At 60.8% G+C, this 18,765-nt stretch carries 17 protein-coding genes; 12 read left to right on the top strand and 5 right to left on the bottom strand.

Annotated features, from left to right (window positions below; genetic code table 11):
- Positions 1-303 precede the first annotated feature (303 nt).
- From C7401_RS11815 to C7401_RS11820, 3 genes are all read left to right on the top strand, one after another.
- A complete protein-coding gene (locus tag C7401_RS11815; protein WP_112171563.1) occupies positions 304-900 on the top strand; it encodes an FMN-dependent NADH-azoreductase in 597 nt (198 codons plus the stop codon).
- Positions 901-1,410: 510 nt separating this feature from the next.
- Positions 1,411-1,746 carry a hypothetical protein gene (locus C7401_RS44345; protein ID WP_146757909.1) on the top strand — a complete coding sequence of 112 codons (336 nt, stop codon included), beginning with the start codon at positions 1,411-1,413 and terminating at the stop codon, positions 1,744-1,746.
- Positions 1,740-2,027 carry a hypothetical protein gene (locus tag C7401_RS11820; RefSeq protein ID WP_112171564.1) on the top strand — a complete coding sequence of 96 codons (288 nt, stop codon included), beginning with the start codon at positions 1,740-1,742 and terminating at the stop codon, positions 2,025-2,027. Before C7401_RS44345 ends, C7401_RS11820 begins: the two co-directional genes overlap by 7 nt.
- 222 nt (positions 2,028-2,249) lie before the next feature.
- On the opposite strand, the gene C7401_RS11825 is transcribed toward C7401_RS11820, so the two are convergent.
- Together C7401_RS11825 and C7401_RS11830 are read right to left on the bottom strand one after the other, a co-directional pair.
- A complete protein-coding gene (locus C7401_RS11825) occupies positions 2,250-3,125 on the bottom strand; it encodes a YihY/virulence factor BrkB family protein (RefSeq protein WP_258396998.1) in 876 nt (291 codons plus the stop codon).
- A 286-nt stretch (positions 3,126-3,411) separates the two neighbouring features.
- Positions 3,412-4,836, bottom strand: coding sequence for a phospholipase D-like domain-containing protein (locus C7401_RS11830; protein ID WP_258396999.1), 1,425 nt, complete (start codon positions 4,834-4,836; stop codon positions 3,412-3,414).
- A gap of 855 nt (positions 4,837-5,691) precedes the next feature.
- On the opposite strand from C7401_RS11830, the gene C7401_RS11835 reads away from it, so the two are divergent.
- The 3 genes from C7401_RS11835 (at position 5,692) to C7401_RS11845 (ending at position 8,747) form a co-directional block, all read left to right on the top strand.
- A complete protein-coding gene (locus C7401_RS11835) occupies positions 5,692-7,419 on the top strand; it encodes a S8 family serine peptidase (protein WP_181565557.1) in 1,728 nt (575 codons plus the stop codon).
- 17 nt (positions 7,420-7,436) lie between these two features.
- Complete coding sequence (locus C7401_RS11840; protein WP_112171568.1) at positions 7,437-7,922, top strand: hypothetical protein; 486 nt, start codon at positions 7,437-7,439, stop codon at positions 7,920-7,922.
- Between the two features lie 114 nt (positions 7,923-8,036).
- Complete coding sequence (locus C7401_RS11845; protein ID WP_146757910.1) at positions 8,037-8,747, top strand: hypothetical protein; 711 nt, start codon at positions 8,037-8,039, stop codon at positions 8,745-8,747.
- Positions 8,748-8,861: 114 nt separating this feature from the next.
- Here the strand turns inward: C7401_RS11845 and C7401_RS11850 are convergent, their stop codons facing one another.
- Positions 8,862-9,410, bottom strand: a complete 549-nt coding sequence (locus C7401_RS11850) for a YbhB/YbcL family Raf kinase inhibitor-like protein (RefSeq protein WP_258397000.1) — start codon at positions 9,408-9,410, stop codon at positions 8,862-8,864.
- A gap of 213 nt (positions 9,411-9,623) precedes the next feature.
- A complete protein-coding gene (locus tag C7401_RS11855) occupies positions 9,624-9,890 on the bottom strand; it encodes a winged helix-turn-helix transcriptional regulator (protein ID WP_112171571.1) in 267 nt (88 codons plus the stop codon).
- A 160-nt stretch (positions 9,891-10,050) separates the two neighbouring features.
- Between C7401_RS11855 and C7401_RS11860 the strand changes: the two genes are divergently transcribed.
- The 4 genes from C7401_RS11860 (at position 10,051) to C7401_RS11880 (ending at position 14,802) form a co-directional block, all read left to right on the top strand.
- On the top strand, positions 10,051-10,671 hold the full coding sequence (locus C7401_RS11860; RefSeq protein WP_112171572.1) for an NADPH-dependent F420 reductase: 621 nt from the start codon (positions 10,051-10,053) through the stop codon (positions 10,669-10,671).
- Between the two features lie 288 nt (positions 10,672-10,959).
- Positions 10,960-11,550 carry a carboxymuconolactone decarboxylase family protein gene (locus tag C7401_RS11865; protein WP_309251991.1) on the top strand — a complete coding sequence of 197 codons (591 nt, stop codon included), beginning with the start codon at positions 10,960-10,962 and terminating at the stop codon, positions 11,548-11,550.
- 980 nt (positions 11,551-12,530) lie between these two features.
- Positions 12,531-13,862, top strand: coding sequence for a DUF3300 domain-containing protein (locus C7401_RS11875; RefSeq protein ID WP_112171575.1), 1,332 nt, complete (start codon positions 12,531-12,533; stop codon positions 13,860-13,862).
- Positions 13,863-13,872: 10 nt separating this feature from the next.
- The gene (locus C7401_RS11880) at positions 13,873-14,802 is read left to right on the top strand and encodes a DUF2950 domain-containing protein (protein ID WP_112171832.1); all 930 of its coding nucleotides are present in this window, start codon (positions 13,873-13,875) and stop codon (positions 14,800-14,802) included.
- Positions 14,803-15,102: 300 nt separating this feature from the next.
- On the opposite strand, the gene C7401_RS11885 is transcribed toward C7401_RS11880, so the two are convergent.
- A complete protein-coding gene (locus tag C7401_RS11885) occupies positions 15,103-16,119 on the bottom strand; it encodes an AraC family transcriptional regulator (protein ID WP_112171576.1) in 1,017 nt (338 codons plus the stop codon).
- A 130-nt stretch (positions 16,120-16,249) separates the two neighbouring features.
- Here C7401_RS11885 and C7401_RS11890 point away from each other — a divergent pair, with 130 nt between their 5' ends.
- Both C7401_RS11890 and kce read left to right on the top strand, forming a co-directional pair.
- Positions 16,250-17,305, top strand: a complete 1,056-nt coding sequence (locus tag C7401_RS11890; protein ID WP_112171577.1) for a beta-keto acid cleavage family enzyme — start codon at positions 16,250-16,252, stop codon at positions 17,303-17,305.
- 189 nt (positions 17,306-17,494) lie between these two features.
- Entirely contained in the window at positions 17,495-18,427 is a 933-nt protein-coding gene (gene kce / locus C7401_RS11895; protein WP_112171578.1) for a 3,5-dioxohexanoate:acetyl-CoA acetone transferase, read from the top strand.
- Positions 18,428-18,765: the final 338 nt, after the last annotated feature.

Raw genomic sequence — 18,765 nt, forward strand, 5'->3', positions numbered from 1 at the left:
CGGACGTCGGCATGCTCTGGCGGGACCCGCCGCGGGGTGCCGCTGCGCGGCTGACGCAACATGTCATCGCGTGGTGGAGCGGCCGGCACGTCGTTTTCGCATCCCTGCGCGATGTCCGGCCAGAAAACTCACTGTAGACATGACTGTCACCAATAGGCCGCCTCAACGCGACATAGTACCGATGATTGTCCCGCTGGTGCAACAATTCATCGCGCCCGGATGGATTTATCCAGTCCTGATTACCCCGGAGAATGGCCTCACTCGCGCCACACTGCGCGCCCCAAACTGAAGCCTGAGACCACGATGACCACGATCCTGCAAATCAATTCCGCCGCCCGCTCGCAAGGCGCCCAGTCGACGCTCCTCATCAACGAATTGACGGAGAAGCTGCAACAATCGAATCCGGGTGCGCAAGTCGTCACGCGCAACCTCCAGGCCGAGCCGCTGCCGCACCTCGACGACGCCATTCTTGGCGCGTTCTTCACGCCTGCCGAGCAGCGCACGCCGGAGCAGCAGGCTATCGCCGCACGCAGTGAAGCGCTCATCGCAGAATTGCAAGCCGCGGACGTTATTGTGATCGGCGCGCCGATGTACAACTTCGGCATTTCGTCGCAACTGAAGACGTATTTCGACTTCATCGCGCGAGCCGGCATTACGTTCCGGTATACCGCAAACGGCCCCGAAGGCCTCGTTACGGGCAAGAAGGTCTACGTTGTGACGGCGCGCGGCGGCAAGTATCACGGTACCCCGCACGACAGTCAGACGCCGTACCTGACCTCGTTCCTCGGCTTCCTCGGCATGACCGATGTGAGCTTCATCCACGCTGAAGGCCTGGCGATGGGCCCGGACGCAGCGAGCGCGGCGCTCGCTTCCGCCCGCGAGGCGATTGCCGCCGTGTAAGGACTGCCCGCTCGCCGCCGCCGCGGTGGCTCCTGACGGCGGTGGGTCGATGCAGTGAAAAACGCCACTGGCTTGTGCCAGTGGCGTTTTTTCTTGTTCATCGGCCGTCTTCGGTCTGCCGACAGCAGAGCAAAGTTAGTTGAAAAATCAATGAAACGAACAAGCAGTTACCCGCTGCGGACCTGTGCTGTTTGATGTGCTCATGCCAGTCTCCTTTCGATTGAAGTGAGATTCAGTTTGTGCTCTGAACAACGGGCGATAGTCGACCCTGAGCAGCCTCTCGAACGGGCACTACGCCAATGTCTGCTTTCATTGAGTACGACTTCCGGGGCATCTTCCCCCGTTTGCGGAGCATGGCCAGCGTCCTCGGACGGCCCACACTCTACTCGCCCTGGTTGCCCGACAATCCGGGCCGCCAGATTTAAACAGGCATTGGCGACTCAACGACGCATACAAATTGCTTTCAATGTCATTTATAGTTGATTTATCAACTTGATTGACGGAGGAGTGATGACAACCGGGCAACAATTTGTCGGAACATTGGAAGCGCGATTGCTGGATGTGCTGGCTGATGGAGCGCAACAGAGCGCCGCGCAGTTGGCCGCCGCCTCGGGTGTAGCTGGCCGGCGACTCACAAACGCGCTTAGGGCACTAGTGTTGAGTGGCGACGTGCATGTTTCGCAGCGCGACAGCCGAAGTGGCGAGCGTCATTTCAAGCGTGGTCTGGCACCCGTCAAAGACCGAACACCACGTATGCAAACTGCGAAAAAGTCGCCCACGATGGACCCGGTCTCCGCGGCCTTTCATGCGATGGTCGCCCTTGGACACCACCCTGAGCAATGCTGATCATGAACTGCAAACCTAAAATTGTTCACTGGGAGGACGTTGAACCTACGCGTTCTTTCCTGAAGTATTCGATTCCTGCCGGGGATCTTGGTCTGTGCCTGGACGAATGGCCCCTGTTCCTCGAAACGAGCATGGGTAGCGGCAAGCCATTCGAGCGCATGCAGCGGCTGGAAGAGGGGACCTTGTACCGGCAGGGCAGAGATCTCGTCCTGCTTGTGCTTGAGCGGAAGGTCCGGTCAGGTCCCTTTCGGGAAAAAGTCCTCTCGATGGGTGTTTCTTGACGAATCAGGATAAGCAGTCTTTATTTCACACTCCTCAGAGCAATCCGCCGTTCCGGGAAAAGCCGCTTTGCGAACAGACCTTTGACATCGCGGCACCGCACTTTACAGTGTGGCTGGCACAACAGCGAATACTCGTGGCATTCGTCGGCTCCCAGAAACGACCGGTGCCGTCGCGCCGATTGGTTGAACCCACAATGAGCGCGCTCAACGCACCGCCGCGGGTCAGCCCGTTTCCATCGACTCCGCCGTGGAGTCGCCGCGCATATTGAGGCGCTCGTATTCTGCGATCAGTTGCGCGCCAAATAACATCAGCGTCGCGAGCGCTTCGAGGCTGAACAGCACAACAATCGCCGTCGTCAGCGACCCATAGACGACGTTCACCTGCGAAAGCTTCGCGAAGTACCAAACCAGCACGCGTCGGGTGATTTCCCACAGAACCGTGGCCGCAAGCGCGCCGACGAGCGCATGCCGTAGTGTCGTGCGTCCCGCCGGGATCACAAAATAGATTGCCGTCAGCACGAATATCTCGCCCGCAAGGCCGCACAGATAGAGCACGACGCGGGTCACGCCAGTCAATAACACCCCATAGCCGAACAGATCGATGCTACCGGTCGCAATAGCCCGCAGGCCGCTGGAGACGAGCGTCACGAGCAGCACACCGAGACCTAGTGACAGGCTGAAGAGATAGGGCAGGATTGCCGACAGCAGGAAGTGCCTGCGCCGGACCTCGACGCGATGCACGAAGATGATTGACAGGGCATTCTCCAGAACCGTGAACGCAAGCGAACTGAAAAAGATCATCGTGATGACGAGGTACCAGCCGACCACGGAGCGATGCTCGAAAAAGGTCGTGAGCTCACGCACGAGTGCTTTTGACTGCCCCGGTATCAGCCATTCGAGCAGCCGTCCTAGCGTGTCGAACAGCAACGGCTCGCCGATGAAGTGACCGCACGTGATTACAACGAGGATGAGCAGCGGCACGATTGACAGCAACGCGTAATAGGCGATGGCGCCCGCGAGCAGGAGCCCCTGGTTTTGACGGAACGCGATGCAGACCTGGAATAAGAATCGCGCTGGATGCGCCGCAACAAAGCGCAACGCGCGCTTGCCTGTCTCATCGGTTGTGTTCACATCAGGCTCCGCCCGTTCATTGCACTCGCGCCGCCCTCATCGCACGCGTTGAACGCGGCGCGCGCGGTTCACTCCGCGCAAGCCGCCGCACCGTCACGCCAGGCACCACGCCATTGCCGCGGCGCGCGGCTGCACCGCAAGTCCGTTCGCTGACAGCCCATCGCGGGCGAGATCCGTTGCATCGAGCGCGGGGTTATCCGATCTTACGGCGACCAGAGCCGGCCGCGTAGTGTAGCGACAGGGCATGCCGCGTTCAGAGGAAGTTCCTGATTAACATCGTCACCCACCACCAGGCACCGCCGCACCCCGCGGCCCGGCAGCGCGCATCGGGATCCGCCAGAAGGCGGCCATTGGCGTCGATCACCGAACTTGAGTTGCGCAGGAAGTACGCCACGCTGTCTTGCAAGGGATCGAGCCCGTCTTCAGGGATATCCATCCACAGCCCGTTTTCGGTATTCAAGTGGGCCGACAGCGAATCGAAATTGAAACTGCCGAGATAATATCGATGGCCGTCGATGACGACCAGCTTGGCGTGCATCATGCGGTTCTCCGGATCGGAATATTCGCGCACCTCGATCCCGGCATTCACCAAGCCGGGCAGATCGTTGGCGTAGGCGCGCCCGACTGCGGGGAATTCCTGCGTGATGCTCGCCAGCGAGGCACTTACCAGGATCACGTGGACACCTTCGCGCCGCTTGCGCTCAAGCGCCTCGCGCAGTTCCGGCACCAGGATCAGGTAGGGGTTGATGATCAGGATTTCGTGCTGCGCCGTATCGAACGCTTGTAGCATGTCCTGCAACGTGCCTGGCGAACGCTTGTCAGGCCAGTCGTGGACATAGCGCAGGCGCTCGCAGGCGATCGGCATCCAGGCGGGATCAAAATATGCCCCGGGAGCGGGCGCTGCGACGGGATCATTGGGCGTATCGGAGGCCGTGGGTGTATCGGTCGCGGCCTGGTCCGTCGCCGGGGTTGCAGCATCGAGCGGAGCCAGCAGCCATTCGCGCCAATAATGGATGCGCGCCGGGTCCAGCGTCGGATAACCCTGCGAGTCGCGATAAGGACTTTCGAGTTTGAGAAATTTTTCCGGCTCGGGGCGAACCACTTCCGGGCTATTCCAGAACAGGGCGAAATGCTGGTACATGGCGTGCAGGGAGGACGCATCCTGGCCGGCGTCGCCCGACACCATCAGATCGCGCTCGCTGAGCCAGTTGCGGAAGCTCTCATCCCAGATCGAGGTACTGCCGATCACGCCCGTGTCGCCAACCAGGAACAGCTTGTCGTGCATGCGATGCGAAATCTCGACGAGATTGGATCGTGGATGGAAGATTCGGAGTTCAATGCCGGGAGCCACCTCGTGCAGGGCGACGATGAGTTCGTCCTCGAACGGGTAGTGCGGCTCGGGGCCGATGCCGTCGATCAGCAGCTTGACCGGCACGCCTCGGCGCGCAGCTTCGACCAGATGACGCAACAGCAGGCCGCCGGTCTGATCGATTTCGAAGATGTAGGCGAGGATGCGGATCTGTTCGGTAGGCGTGGCACGGTCGACCAGCGCAATGCGCGACTGCATCAACTGACCGTCGTCAAGACTGGCGACCAGGTCGACACATTGCGCGTGGCCGTGCTGAGAAGAGGCAAACACGCATGCCAGAATGAGCGCCAGGCTTCTTGTTGTGGTCATGATGTGGCGAACGGGTTCGATGTGTCTCCGGCGCTACGTCCTTGAAGGTCTGGAAGGCTTTGTCGCGTTCGAGCGGTCAAGTAGCTCGCTGTTACGACGGCGAATCTCTGTACATCAGGCACGCAGTGGACAGGACATCGGCGCAGTTGAAAGAACGGCTTTCCAGAATGTCCGAATGTCCGATTGTCGCCGATCTATGAGCACTGTTCCATCGTCCGAGCCTGAGCGGCAACCGCCTCCTGCGGCCGCCCGAAGCCGACCCGTTTCCGTCATTTTGAGCCTCTACGCTGCCGCGACAATTTCCAGGGCGATTCTGACGCAAGGCGCTACGCGTAGCGGACACCGCTGCACCTGTTACATGTCCAGGCGTTCGCTACGGGGCTTGCGGAATCCTCAAAAAACGCGCGGCATCGATCGGGGCGGGAATCCACATAAGGGGGGCTCCGGTGCGAGCCGTTAGAGCGTGTCCACGCATGAAATGAAACGTCCAAGCTTATTGGACGATTCTATGTCGCTTGCATTCTATGGGCTTCTTTGCTGGCGGCCGCAGTCTGGTCGCGCTGTGTTCCTGTGCCGGAATGCCATTTCTAACGTTACGAAACGTGCAATGACCTGCTGCGATCCGGCACGCGTTCGGCGCACATTTTCAAATGGTCGGATATAACGCCTGTGATACGGAGTCCGAATGTTGCCAGCCATGCAGGACGCATGGCACGGAACATGCGCTAATTCGCAGGGGAAGGAATGAGAGAAACCGAACCCGAACCGATGTCTCGCGAGATGCCGTGGCAACCGGGGAGGGCGGCCGCCGCACGGCAATCGTGGCGATGTCTGCGAAAACTCGCGGCCCTCAGCATGCTGCTTGTGGCGGCCGCGTGCGGCGACAGCACCGCGCCGCATCCCGGCGACCCGCTCCTCCAGTACGAGTGGTACGTGCAGAACACCGGCCAGGATGTATTTACGGGCGTGCCGGGCACACCAGGCATCGACCTCGACGTGATGAACGTGTGGCACCAGGGCATCACGGGTTCGGGTGTCAATGTGATGGTCGTGGATAGCGGCGTCGAGATTGCTCACCCTGACCTGCAAAACCGCATCGACAGTTCGATGCTCCGCAACTTCGATCCGGCAGCGGCCAACCCGGGCGACCCGACGCCGCTCGCAAACGGGGTCGCCCGTGAAGCGCACGGCACCGAAGTGGCCGGCATCATCGCAGCCTCGGCGGACAACGGCCTGGGCGGGCGCGGCGTGGCATTCAATGCGTCGCTGGGCGCCGTGCGCTTTCTGTGCAATGGGTGCCAGTTGCCGGTCAACCTGTTCAGCATTTATGGCGGCGCGCCCTTTTCGCAGGCCGTGGACGTTTTCAATGCCTCGTATGGCGCCACTTACGACAGTCCGGAGCCCTTCAACATTGGAGTCGACTACACGAGTGTCGTGATTCAGCATCTCGAGACGATGCGCAATGGTCTCGGCGCGACGCGCGTCCAGTCGGCCGGCAACGAGTTTCAGGACGCGAGCGACCTGGATCCCGCGCTGTGCGCGAATGCCATGAAGTATGGCGTCACGTGCTTCAGCGCGAACAACGACCCGCAGCGCACCATGCCCCAGGTCGTCACTGTGGCCGCGGTCAACGCCTCTGGCGTGCACTCGAGCTATTCGTCCGGCGGCGCGAATGTGCTCGTCTCCGGTCTCGGTGGTGAATTCGGCTTTGCAGCGAATCCTTATGGATATCCGGCAGGCCCGGGGCTCGTCACAACCGATCTGACGACATGCTCACAAGGCACATCCAATACGTCGGCGGTGAACGCGCTATCGAATCCGTTCGACGTGCCGGGCTCGTCAATCAACCAGCAACTCAATGCCGGCTGCGAATACACCGCAAGCATGAATGGGACGTCTGCCGCAGCACCCACCGTCAGTGCCGTGATCGCACTGATGCTTCAGGTCAACCCGCAGCTTACGTGGCGCGACATCCGGACGATCCTGATGAAAACCGCACGCCGGATCGACGCGCAGCGGGTTCCGGTCGCTGTCGAGTTCGCTTCTGGCCAGCAGTACGAACCGGAACCGGCATGGACGCGAAACGCAGCGGGCTTCTGGTTCGATAACCTCTATGGATTCGGCCTCGTCGATGCGACAGCGGCCGTCAACATGGCGCGTGGATACGGTACACAGCTCACCGGCTCGATGCTCGAAAACGGGGGCGGCGTCACGCTTACGGAAGACGGTTCGGGGGAGCCTGTGCCGCAAGCCAGCGCGACCGGGCTCGAAGTCGATGTGCCCGTGAGCGGCCCGGCGCACACGGTCGAATTCGTGCAGGTGATGATCAGCATGCCACAGGCGAACCCCAGCGACCTTGCCATCGAACTGATATCGCCCTCTGGCACGCGCAGCGTGCTACAGAATGCGTATAACGGCTTCGAGAACGACACCATGGAGGTGGAAAACTGGGTGCTCGCCTCCAATGCGTTCAATGGAGAAAGCGCACAAGGCACGTGGAAGGTGCGCTTCATCGACGTCGACACGCGCGAGGGCGAGCCAATGCGTGCGCAAACCGTGGCGCTCGATGTGATGGGTCACTGAGCGACGAGGGAACGGCAATGAACAGCATCGTCACACGACTTCTCACGGCAACCGCCGCGCTGCTGGTGTGCACCGCGCTCGCGCAGGCTCAGGATGCGACGTTGAAGCAGGGCATGCGCGCAAGCACGGCCGAGGTTCAGTCACTCGCGCGGACGCTGCCGGTCACCATTGGCAAGAGCCGCGTGTGGCCGATGCCAAACGCACCCGCGCTCGACGCGGACGGCATCGTTCAGTTGAATGCCACCCTCGTGATCCGCGCAAACGACCGGCGCGTGGGCCTGAGCTCGAACGATCTCGTCGTGATCTACGCGGATACCGGCGCCGTGAGCGCGGCCGCGAGCGGCCTCGCGCAGCAGGTGAGCGCATTTCCGACGCTGGGCGTGACCGTGCTGAAAGTGAGCACTTTCGCGCAACTGCAACCGCTCTATCAGACCCTCTCGGCGAAGTTTCCGGGCGCGCAGTTCGACTTGCCGGTGAGCTATGCGAAACAGCGCGCGCAATAGCGGCTGCGCCCACGTGCCGGCTACGCGCAACCTCGGGAGCCGAGCGTGAGTGGCGAAACCGGGCAAAGCGCGCAGCGCAATCGCAGCGACCACTGGAGCCGCCACCCGATGCTCATGTCGGCGATCGGCATTCTGCTGACGGGTGTGGTGGGCACGACGATCACGTTCGTCTACAACCGGCTCAGCGCGGAACGCGAACAGGTCAACAGCCGTATCGCCGCGCGGCGTACGGCGATTCTCGAGACGCATCGCGCGCTATTCGCCTACCAGGGCGCGGCGTTTCATCTCGAAACGGAGATCGGTAACACGGTGCCACGCGAGGCGATGCTGAACGCATTCAGGCTGTATCAGGATGCAGCAGGACGCGCGTATGCGGCGATTCCTGGCGCGGACTATGTGCTCTACCAGCAGGTATCCGGCAGCGAGGCGTCCGGTCAAGACGTGGCGCAGAGCATGAAAGACTTCGAAAGCGCAATGACCGATGTGGTCGATAACCGGCTCTTGCCGCTGCTCAGGTCCACCGACGCGTGCATCTCATCGCGATACGCGCTCGCGGCCGCAGGCGGCGCGAGCGCGGCATCCGACGATTGCGGCGACGCCGCCGCGCTCCCGGCGGCATACCCGCGAATTCCCCACAATCGGGTTGACCGCCTGCACGCCTATGGCGAATGTGCGGAAGCCTTTACGTCGATCATGCTCGCCATGGGCACCGATCCCGATGAGACGCTGTGGAGCAAGCATTCGCTTGATCCATCATTCGTAGCCCGAATTAAAAAAACACTCGACCTGATGTGTCCTCCACTCGGCCCGGCGAAAAGCGATTGAGCCGTCAGCGCACTTCTTGCTCGCGGCTTCTCGTGATTGCGTTCCGCCAACGCAGGCAAGCGCGTCAAAGATGCCCGGCGATCGGACCACGGTACTTTTGTCGACTCCGGCCGACTAACGTCTCATCTCGATCGTCATCGTCGCTTTTGCCAACTGCTGGTAATGCGCAACGAATCCGACGACCGCGGGCGTCGCGCTTGCATCGACCGGGAGCTTCGGGACTTTCAGCGCCGTCACCGTGATCACATAGCGATGCGTATCGCCCTGCGGCGGGCAGGGGCCGAGATACGCCGTACTTCCGTTGTCGTTGCGGATCGGCAGCGCGCCGGCCGGCAACTTCGCCGCGTCGTTGCCGGCACCCGCCACGAGCGAGTGAACGGACGCGGGAATATCCGCCACGACCCAGTGCCAGAAACCCGATCCCGTCGGGGCGTCGACGTCGTACATCGAGACCATGAAGCTCCGCGTTTCGCGTGGTTCGCCCGACCACCGGATCTCTGGCGACACATTGCCTCCATGACAGCCGAAGCCATTTGATATCTGCGCATCGCGAAACTGACCGCGTCCAATATCGTTGCTCTCGATGGCAAGGTCACCGGCTCGTGCATGGCTCACACACATGACAGCGGCGCTAAAAACGGCTGTCCACATTGTCTTTTTCATCGGATAGCTCCCAGGGCAGGTCACGCGATGACTCGTCGAATGCCGAGCCTGAACGTGATTGTTGCGATCCCCGCCGATGTGAACAAGACAAGCAGCGATACCGGTATTCGAGGTACTCGGCAGACGTCGACGATCATTCGACCCACCCTGTAGCGGCCGCTTCCAGCGGTACAACAGCCGCTAGCCCACGACCGGGCGCAGTTGCTGCCTTCCTTACTGCTCGCCCTCAGGAAAGAAACACCCGCCCTTGCGGACCAGTGACTTCATCTCTTGAATGCCTTGCGCCTCAAGAAAGGCAAGTCGGGAAGCCAGGAGATTGGTCGCGATTCCTTCTTCCGATTTCAGGAATTCCCCGTACGTTTTCTTGCCCGTGAAAACGATGTCGCGGACGATCAGCAGCGACCACCTGTCGCCGAAGATCTCCACGCCGTAGTTCACTGCGCAATGGGACCGAACGCCTTCTTTGTCTGTCGTTTTCATGACTGGATCCTAACATCACTTGCATGTTACAAGTAAATTTTCGCCAATCGCTTGTATTTTACAAGTGATATGATTAGCATGACCCATAGGTTGAGCGCAGTGGTGGGATCGAGTCACTACCTCACGAACAATTCACCCCATGTCGGCAAGGAGCCTCGGAATGAAAATTGGTTTTATCGGCGCTGGGCCTGTCGCACAGACGATTTCCAGACACGCTCTGTCGGTTGGTCACCAGGTTGTACTTAGTAACTCGCGTGGGCCTGAGTCGCTTGCCGGGCTTGTGGCGGAATTGGGTTTCGGTGCCGCCGCCGGCACGGTGCAGGAGGCGGCCGGGCAGGATCTTGTCGTGCTTGCCACCAAATGGTGGAACGTGCAGGCAGCGTTGTTTTCAGTCAGCAACTGGAAGGGCCGGATTCTGGTGGATACGACCAACCGCGTTGCCAGCATTGAGCCTTTGACGCTAGGCGACACCGCCGGTCGCACGTCGAGCGAAATCGTCGCCGATCTCGCGCCGGGAGCGAAGGTCGTCAAGGCGTTCAACACGGTTCCGATGTCCTGGATCTCGGACTTTTCGCCGTCGAAGCGCAAGACCGCGTTCTTCGTATCCGGGGACGATGCGGACGCTAAAAAGCGGGTGTGCGACCTGATCGAGGAGATCGGTTTCTACAGCCTCGATCTCGGTGCCCTTGCGGTTGGTGGCAGGCTCCAGCAAACCGGCGGACCTCTCGTGGGCGTCAATCTTACGTTCAATGAACGGTTCGTCCTGCCTACGATTGACTGAGCGATTGGGGCAACGCGACAGCCCGCGTTGACCTCGATGAACGGCGTGTATTTGCCGCCTGCTGCTTGCTACCTGATACGGTGGGCAAAAGCCGGGCCTCAACCGTCACTCGACCCAGTGACGCTTTGATGGCAGCGACCTGGGGACGATTCAACGGTCACTTGCGCCGATGAGACCGAAGCGCGACAGAGCGCAATGCTCGACGTGACCCGTAGAAGAAGTGAGTTTGGTTATTACCTGCCATGTAATTGGCGGGACTCGCGCGTCTGACTAATCTGTGCGTGTCGCATGAACGTTGTCAGCGATAACCTCGACCTTCAAGGAAATATCATGGCTAACTTTCCCCTCTATACGCTCGAATCCGCGCCCGAACAATCGAAGCCCGCGCTGAAAGGTCTGGCGGAAATCTTCGGCATGGTGCCTAACATGCCCGCCCAGATGGCGGGCTCGCCGAGACTGATCTCTGCTCTGGTTGCGGTGTTCAATCAGGCGCACGGCGGCAACTTCAACGAAGAGCAGATGCAGGTGCTGCTGCTCACGAATGCGGTGACGAACAGTTCCGCCTGGCCGGTCGCATTCCACTCGTACCTCGGGATTAAGGAAGGCCTGAGCGAGGCGGACGTGCAGGCGATCCGCGAGCGCCGCTACCCGAAGGACCCCAAGCATGCCGCGCTGTCGCGCCTGGCACGCACGCTGATTGAAAAGCGCGGCCGCATCGACGACCATGACGTCGCCGCGTTCACCGAGGCGGGTTTCGATCAGGCACGGGTGCTCGATGTGGTCCTCGTGGTCGCTGCCTCGACAATGACCAACTACACCGCGAGCGTCACACAGTCACCGCTTGAAGAGATCTTCCAGCCCTACGCGTGGAACGCTTGAGGTGAGTTTGCGCGGCGGGAAAACAATTCAAACGAACCGCCGCAGAACGCGTTGTTAAAGCCCTTTCCCGCTGGGAGAGGGCTTTTTGGATTATCTGCTTCCGGGGAGAGGCTAACGCGCGTTCCCCCAATTTCGACCCCGTCGCGCCTTACAGTCGATGGCGCCAGGCTTTCCGGGTTGATCGATCGATTGGAGTTTTCGTCATAAACAGGCGGACCGGCCTGCGAGACAACGGCGGCTTACTGGGCGAAGACGTCGCCTGAATGTCCGATCGTTGTTTTAGTCGAATGACGCTTCATGGCCGAACTCGGAAGTTCACGCGCAACGGATCGCGCTGACTGCGAGCTTCCGTACCCCACGCGTTGCCGACCTTGAGCGCATAACAACCGCAACGGCGGCTTTCAGGGTGCAGCAGTCACCCGGTAGGAGCGCACCATGGCCCGCTCAAGGCATTCGTCCCCCCGGCATTCAGAGTCCGGAGGTCCACGCGGTCGCGCACGCATGTTCGCGATCGTGCAGCCTGCTCGGGTCAATGAACGCCCAGCGCCTGGACGCCCTCAGCCTTCGAGATGCCAGGACTCATCAAAGCGGCAGCCTGGAAACCAGACGTAACAAGCCTGTCGGACCAAGGTCTCATTGACCCGCCCGAAGTTCAGCTGTCTTATGGTGTGGGGAGGGTTCGCGTGTCCGGAGCCGGATCTGCGCAAGCAGGACCTCCACGCGACGCTCTTGCTAGCCCCGGCCGAGCTGTCCGCACCGGGCTCGGATACGTCCTCGCCGCCCGGCGGATCCGTTTCGGCTTCTGGCAGGGATGACTTCGCGAAATTCGAGCAGGCTGCCATGGTGTTGTTTTCGTTTTGCTGATGTTCCTGTCGACGCCCAAACCATCCGGGCAGCGAACCACGCAACGCAGGGGACGTTTCTGTGACTGCCAGGAACGTCTCCTGGTCCGCGCCAACAAGCCGCCGGAAGGAGTGGCCATGAGCAACTGGAAAGCCCGAGGGGTGAGCGCCTTATTCTTATGGTTGGTTTTGCTGGCGACAATTTCGGCGTGTGCAGATCACGGCGCGGCGGGGCTCCCGTCATCAGGCCCCGCGCCATTGAGCACGGCGCCAGCTGCTCCCCCGGTATCAGCCCCCGCGCCATCGGCCGCTGAGCCATTGGGGCCCGCACCATTCAAACCAGAGGAGATCGATGCGCTCGTCGCGCCGATTGCGCTCTACCCGGACGCCTTGCTGGCGCAGGTGTTGATGGCGTCGACCTATCCGCTGGAGATCGTGCACGCTGCGCGTTGGGTGAAAGCGAATCCGAAGGTGAAGGGCGACGACGCCGTGAAGGCGGTACAGAACGAGCCGTGGGATACGAGCGTGAAATCGCTGGTGGCGTTCCCGCAAATACTTGAGCCGATGAATGACAAGATCGACTGGACCCAGAAGCTCGGCGACGCCTTTCTTGCCCAGCAAAAAGACGTCTTCGCTGCTGTGCAGCGGTTGCGGGCGCGCGCGCAGCAGTCGGGCAACCTCAAATCGAACGAACAGCAGAACGTGATCGTCGAACAGGCACCCGCTGGCGGCGGGCAGACCATCGTGAAGATCGAGCCCGCCAATCCGCAGGTGATCTATGTGCCCGCCTATGACCCGGCGGTCGTGTACGGCGGGTGGGGCTACCCGGCCTATCCCCCTTACTACTGGCCACCGTACCCGGCCTACTATCCCGGCTACTACCCCGGCGCGGGCCTCGCCTTCGGCGTCGGCCTGATCGCTGCTGGTGCGATCTTCGCGGACTGCAACTCGTGTTGGGGCGGAGACGACATCAACATCAACTCCGACCGGGCCAGGAACGTCGACCGTAACTTCGACAGTTCGAAACTCAAGAACGGAGAGCGGGGCGGCCGCTGGCAACACGATGCGGGCCATCGTCAGGGTGTTGCCTACCGGGATAACGCAACGCGCGACAAGTTCGCCGGGGCGTCCGGGGCCGACGGGCGGTCCCAGTATCGCGGGCGCGGCGCCGAGGCAGGTAACCGCATGGCCAACTCAGACCGGGCGGGAGCGGGCAATCGTGCGTCGGTGGGAGATCGGGGCGGTGTAGCCGATCGCAGTTCCCGCGGCAATGTGAATCGGGTAAGTAGTGGTAATGGCGGGGGATATGGCGGCGGGCGCGACGGCGCGTTCTCGGGCGTCGGGGGGAGTGGCGGCGCTTCGCAACGCAACTTCGACAGGGGAAACCGAAGCATGCAGGGGTCCGGCTTTAACCGGCCCGCTGGCGGCGGTGGCATGCGCGGCGGCGGTGGACGCGGTGGCAGGCGCTGAGGAGCGAACCATGAACGGTTATTCACGTGGTGTGCAAAGGTTGTTGACGCTGACGCTCGCGAACCTCTCTCTGGTCATGGCGTTGTGGGTCGTGACGATGTGTCCGGCGCACGCACAAAAGAGCTTCAGTTCACCGGAGGCCGCGATGAACGCCTTTGGCGACGCGGTCATCAAGGATCGGGAGGACGTCCTGCGCACGATCTTCGGCAGCGACTTTCGTAAAATGATTCCCCCGTTCGGCGCGCCGGTCAGGGACACCTTCATTGCGGAGTGGGCAAAGTCCCACACCGTCGAGTCCGGGGAACCGGGACACGCGCGTGTTGTTGTGGGCGACCAGGGCTGGACGTTTCCGGTACCGCTCGTGAAGAACGATGAGGGGTGGCATTTCGACACGCGGGCCGGCGCAGAAGAGATACGCTTGCGGCGCATCGGCCGCAACGAGCTGGCCGTGATCCAGGCGATGCTGGCCATCTTCGACGCGCAGCGCGAATATGCACAGACCAATCACGACGGAGTCGGCGTGCTCGCCTACGCTTCGAAGATGGTGAGCACGCCAGGCAAACACGATGGCCTGTACTGGTCAACCGGGCCCGAAGACACGCCAAGTCCCCTTGGCGCGGCGTTTGTCGATGCAAGTTCGCGCAATGCACAGAACGCCGGCTACTACGGGTACCACTTCAAGCTGCTGGAGTCCCAGGGGCCAAACGCGCCCGGTGGCGCCTATGACTATGTCGTGAAGGGCAAACTTTTTGGGGGCTTCGCTGTCATTGCCTGGCCGGTCAAGTACGGTGACACAGGCATCAAGACGTTCATGGTGAGCCATTCCGGCCAGGTCTATGAACGCGATCTCGGGCGAGACAGCGCAGCGAAAGCGCAAGCCACGAAGTGGTTCGATCCGGGGCCGGGGTGGAGCAAGGTTCCCGATCGTGATAGCGAGTGAGGCGTACGACGGTACGCGGAACATCGGCCCCGAAAAACTGCCGGAAAACCTTGGCATGGCCGACGATCGAGGGCTAGGTGCGGTGGCGAGTAGCATCGGTCCGCCCGCATTTGCGCTAGTGGCCACAACGCATTTCACGACTCGGGGCGACGATCGCCTCGGGGCGTGTTGCTTCCTTCAAAAGGCAAAAGCCGACCCTTCTCGGTCATTCAACGCAGAAAAGAATGACCGGCAGTTCCCGAAGGCGCAACGGTTATTCATTTCGCAGCAGCTAAAGGCCGGCGCAGGCATAAGTGCGTCTCACGATGGCGATTCCTCACTCGGCTGGGCACCATGAGCTCGCCATCTGGAAACGCTACAGCCGAACTCGCGGCTAAACCAGTGCGAAAAGGTACTGGTAGCTGAAAAGCCAAGAAGTGCAGCGACTTCCGAGAGCGGCCGTTCGCGATTTTCGATGTAGCGCGTGACCATGTCGACGCGAGCCGCGTTGAGAATCGACGAATAACTCTCGCCGTAGTCGGACAGCTTGCGGTGAACGGTGCGCCGGTCGACGCCAAGGTGCATGGCAATCCGCTCAAGCGAGCAAACGCCCGCAGGCAGCAACGCGAAGACCAGTTTTCTAACCCTGTCAGGCATGGTCGTGTCCGACTGGACCAGCAACGTATCGAGATACTGCCGCACCTGATGCGCCATCGCGGGGTCGTACGTGGGCAGGGACTGTTCGAGGTCGGCCGCGCGACAGACGATGCCATCGAAGTCCTGATTGAACTGCGCCGGCATGCCGAACAGCCGCGTGCATATCGCGAGGCTGCGCGGCGCCGTATGCATGAAGCAGATGCTGCGAGGACGCCACGCGGCGCCCAGAAAGAGGGAGATGGTGCGGTACAGCACGCCGACTGCCAGCTCGATGGCCTGGCGTCGCGCGCCGACCGTCTGGAGCTCCTCGCTGATGATCACGAGGCCCTCGGCCTCCTCGATGCGGATCATGAGCGCCTCGTTCTGCAAGTGCAGATAGCGCACCATCGATTCGAGCGCCTTGCGCAACGTCGGCTCTTCGCGCACCGCGAAGGCGAGCGGCCCCATGTTGGAAAGCTGCCGTGATTCCGCCATGCGCAGGCCCAGATCATCGACGTCGGCGGCCTCTGCCGATGCCTCCAGCAGGCGCACGACGCTATCCACGGGAATCTTCATGTCCGGGTCCAGCAGGGCATACCGGCTGATTCCTGCCTCAGCCAGTTCCTTGTATGGATCCAACCCTACTGAGCGCGCGGTCTCGATGTAGTTGGTCAGGGCGGTGCTGCGCAGCATGTACGACATAGTGCTTACCCGTAGTGTCTCAAAGACCAAAGCAAATGTCACAAAAAAGCAAATGTCATGTTAGCTGAATTCCGATACTAGCTCCATTGCCACCCAGTTGGCCCAACACATTTCTACCCAGGAGGTACTCATGAACTTTATCGACGGATCGCTTTATCCAGAAAACCAGGAAAAACTGGTTATCACAGTCGCCCCTTATGGACCTCAGTTTGAGGTCAGCGATTTCCCGGAAGACATTCCGGTGACGATGGAAGAGCAGATCCAGAAGGCAGTCGATTGCTACAACGCCGGTGCCACAGTGTTGCACCTGCACGTGCGCGAACTCGATGGCAAAGGCTCCAAGCGCTTGTCCAAGTTCAATGAATTGATCGCCGGCGTGCGCGAGGCAGTGCCGGACATGATCATCCAGGTGGGTGGTTCCATTTCTTTTGCACCCGAGACGGAAGGCGATATCGCCAAGTGGCTCTCCGACGATACCCGCCACATGCTGGCCGAATTGACACCCAGGCCGGACCAGGTGACCGTGGCCATCAATTCGAACCAGTTCAACATCATCGAGGCACTCTCCGAAGCGGATGTCGCGGGCACCTCGTTCGCCGACCCGGCGAAGCAAACCGCTTACAGGGAAATGACCATCCCCGCTGGCCCGGCATTTCTCGAAGAGCACATCAAACGCCTCACGGATAACGGCATTCAGATCCAGTTTCAGCTGGGTAACATCAATTCCCTGGAAACGGTTGAGCGCATGATGCGCCGCGGTGTCTGCAACGTGCCGTTGATCCTGACCTGGATCCCGATTGGTGGCGGTGCTGACTCCATGACCCCGTACAACATGACGAACTTCCTTAACGCCGTGCCGGACGGCGCCGTGCTGACCTTCGAAGCCCAGATGAACAACGTGTTGCCGCTCAACATGATTGCCATCGCGCTCGGCCAGCATGTGCGTTGCGGGATTGAAGACACAATCTGGACGCCAGATCGTTCGCGCAAGATGAGCAGCGTTGAGCAGGTCGAACAACTGGTGCGCTTTGCCAGGGAATGCGGCCGTCCGGTCGCCAATGCCAGGGAGGCTCGCGAGATCTACAGGATCGGCACTTTCTACAAGAATGCCGACGAAACGCTCGCCGCAAACGGTTTTGCGCCGAACCGCAAACCAGGCCAGAAGGGCTTCACGCGGCACGCCTGATTCTGCGAAGGTGGCCGGTGCGGAGCCGGCCGCCGGATGCATCAGGGCCCATCCCGCGCCGCATCCACTGAGTACCATTTTTCATGTGGCGGCCAGCGAGCAACAAGCATTGCATCCGCTGGCGACCGTGGCTGCCCGGCAGGGCTTCATTGACTTCCATCGTCGGCCATTTACCTTGTGAGTCTGTTTATGAGTACCCCGAACAAAGTCATCATCACCTGCGCTGTCACAGGCGCGATCCACACCCCGTCGATGTCCCCCTACCTGCCGGTGACGCCTGAAGAAACTGCCGATGCGGCAGTCGGGGCTTGTGAAGCGGGCGCTTCCATCATTCATCTTCACGCTCGGGATCCCCAAACGGGAAAACCTGATCAGCGTCCCGAAGCATTTGAACCGTTCCTCAAATCGATCCGCCAACGCAGCCCGGCCATTATCAATCTCACGACGGGTGGCTCGCCCTACATGACGGTTCAGGAGCGCATGCTCCCTGCCAAGGTATTCAAACCGGAAATCGCGTCCATGAACATGGGAACGATGAACTTCGGCCTGTTCCCGATGTTGAACCGTTTCAAGGAATTCAGATATGAGTGGGAGCGGCCGTTCCTCGAAGGCAGCAAGGACCAGGTGTTCCGCAATACCTTTGGCGATCTGGAAACCGTGTTCGAGGAGCTTGGGCCCAACAACACACGCTATGAGTTCGAGTGCTACGACACCGCTCACCTCTACAACCTGGCGCACTTCGCACAGCGAGGTCTGATCAAGCCGCCATTCTTCATCCAGACCGTGTTCGGCATCCTGGGCGGTATCGGTACCCACCCCGACGACGTGATGCACATGAAGCGTACCGCCGACCGCCTGTTTGGTGACGCCTACCGTTGGTCTGTGCTGGGCGCTGGCGTAAACCAGATGAAAATCGCAGCGATGGCAGCTTCCATGGGGGGGCATGTGCGCGTAGGACTGGAAGACAGCTTGTGGCTTGGCAAAGGTCAATTGGCCAGGACCAACGCGGAGCAAGTGACAAAAGTACGCCAGATTCTCGAAGGTCTGGGCCTTGAGGTGGCAACGCCAGACGAAGCGCGCGAAATCTTGCAACTCAAGGGTGCAGACCAGGTAGCGATCTGACACCCGCGTATCGTGTGCAGTTGCAGGTCGCGCACCATCGATTCGAGCGCTTTGCGCATCGCTGGCGCCTTCGGGCGCAGGCTATCGATTTAGTGGGTCAGGGCGGCGCCTCGCAGCATGGACGGCATAGTGCTTACCCGAGGTGTCCCAAAAACGAAACCGAATGTCACAAAAAAACAAACCAGACATTACCTGATCTTCGATACTACGTTCCATGCCTTTCGGCACCTTCGACGAGTCCAGCGTCAACACAAGCAAGGATCACGCATGAAATCTCTGGACGATTCTGCGTGACAGATGCGGTAACGGGCCGCCCACTGCGGCGGGCCGGCATACGT

The sequence above is a fragment of the Paraburkholderia unamae genome, from assembly GCF_003268775.1.
Lineage (GTDB): Bacteria > Pseudomonadota > Gammaproteobacteria > Burkholderiales > Burkholderiaceae > Paraburkholderia > Paraburkholderia unamae.

Coding starts and splice junctions, on each gene's coding strand:
- C7401_RS11855 (WP_112171571.1), bottom strand. CDS start 9,890: ATGAAAACGACAGACAAAGAAGGCGTTCGGTCCCATTGCGCAGTGAAC.
- C7401_RS11845 (WP_146757910.1), top strand. CDS start 8,037: ATGTCGGCGATCGGCATTCTGCTGACGGGTGTGGTGGGCACGACGATC.
- C7401_RS11850 (WP_258397000.1), bottom strand. CDS start 9,410: ATGAAAAAGACAATGTGGACAGCCGTTTTTAGCGCCGCTGTCATGTGT.
- C7401_RS11890 (WP_112171577.1), top strand. CDS start 16,250: ATGAACTTTATCGACGGATCGCTTTATCCAGAAAACCAGGAAAAACTG.
- C7401_RS11835 (WP_181565557.1), top strand. CDS start 5,692: ATGCTGCTTGTGGCGGCCGCGTGCGGCGACAGCACCGCGCCGCATCCC.
- C7401_RS11860 (WP_112171572.1), top strand. CDS start 10,051: ATGAAAATTGGTTTTATCGGCGCTGGGCCTGTCGCACAGACGATTTCC.
- C7401_RS11815 (WP_112171563.1), top strand. CDS start 304: ATGACCACGATCCTGCAAATCAATTCCGCCGCCCGCTCGCAAGGCGCC.
- C7401_RS11820 (WP_112171564.1), top strand. CDS start 1,740: ATGCTGATCATGAACTGCAAACCTAAAATTGTTCACTGGGAGGACGTT.
- kce (WP_112171578.1), top strand. CDS start 17,495: ATGAGTACCCCGAACAAAGTCATCATCACCTGCGCTGTCACAGGCGCG.
- C7401_RS44345 (WP_146757909.1), top strand. CDS start 1,411: ATGACAACCGGGCAACAATTTGTCGGAACATTGGAAGCGCGATTGCTG.
- C7401_RS11830 (WP_258396999.1), bottom strand. CDS start 4,836: ATGACCACAACAAGAAGCCTGGCGCTCATTCTGGCATGCGTGTTTGCC.
- C7401_RS11865 (WP_309251991.1), top strand. CDS start 10,960: ATGAACGTTGTCAGCGATAACCTCGACCTTCAAGGAAATATCATGGCT.
- C7401_RS11880 (WP_112171832.1), top strand. CDS start 13,873: ATGAACGGTTATTCACGTGGTGTGCAAAGGTTGTTGACGCTGACGCTC.
- C7401_RS11885 (WP_112171576.1), bottom strand. CDS start 16,119: ATGTCGTACATGCTGCGCAGCACCGCCCTGACCAACTACATCGAGACC.
- C7401_RS11840 (WP_112171568.1), top strand. CDS start 7,437: ATGAACAGCATCGTCACACGACTTCTCACGGCAACCGCCGCGCTGCTG.
- C7401_RS11875 (WP_112171575.1), top strand. CDS start 12,531: ATGAGCAACTGGAAAGCCCGAGGGGTGAGCGCCTTATTCTTATGGTTG.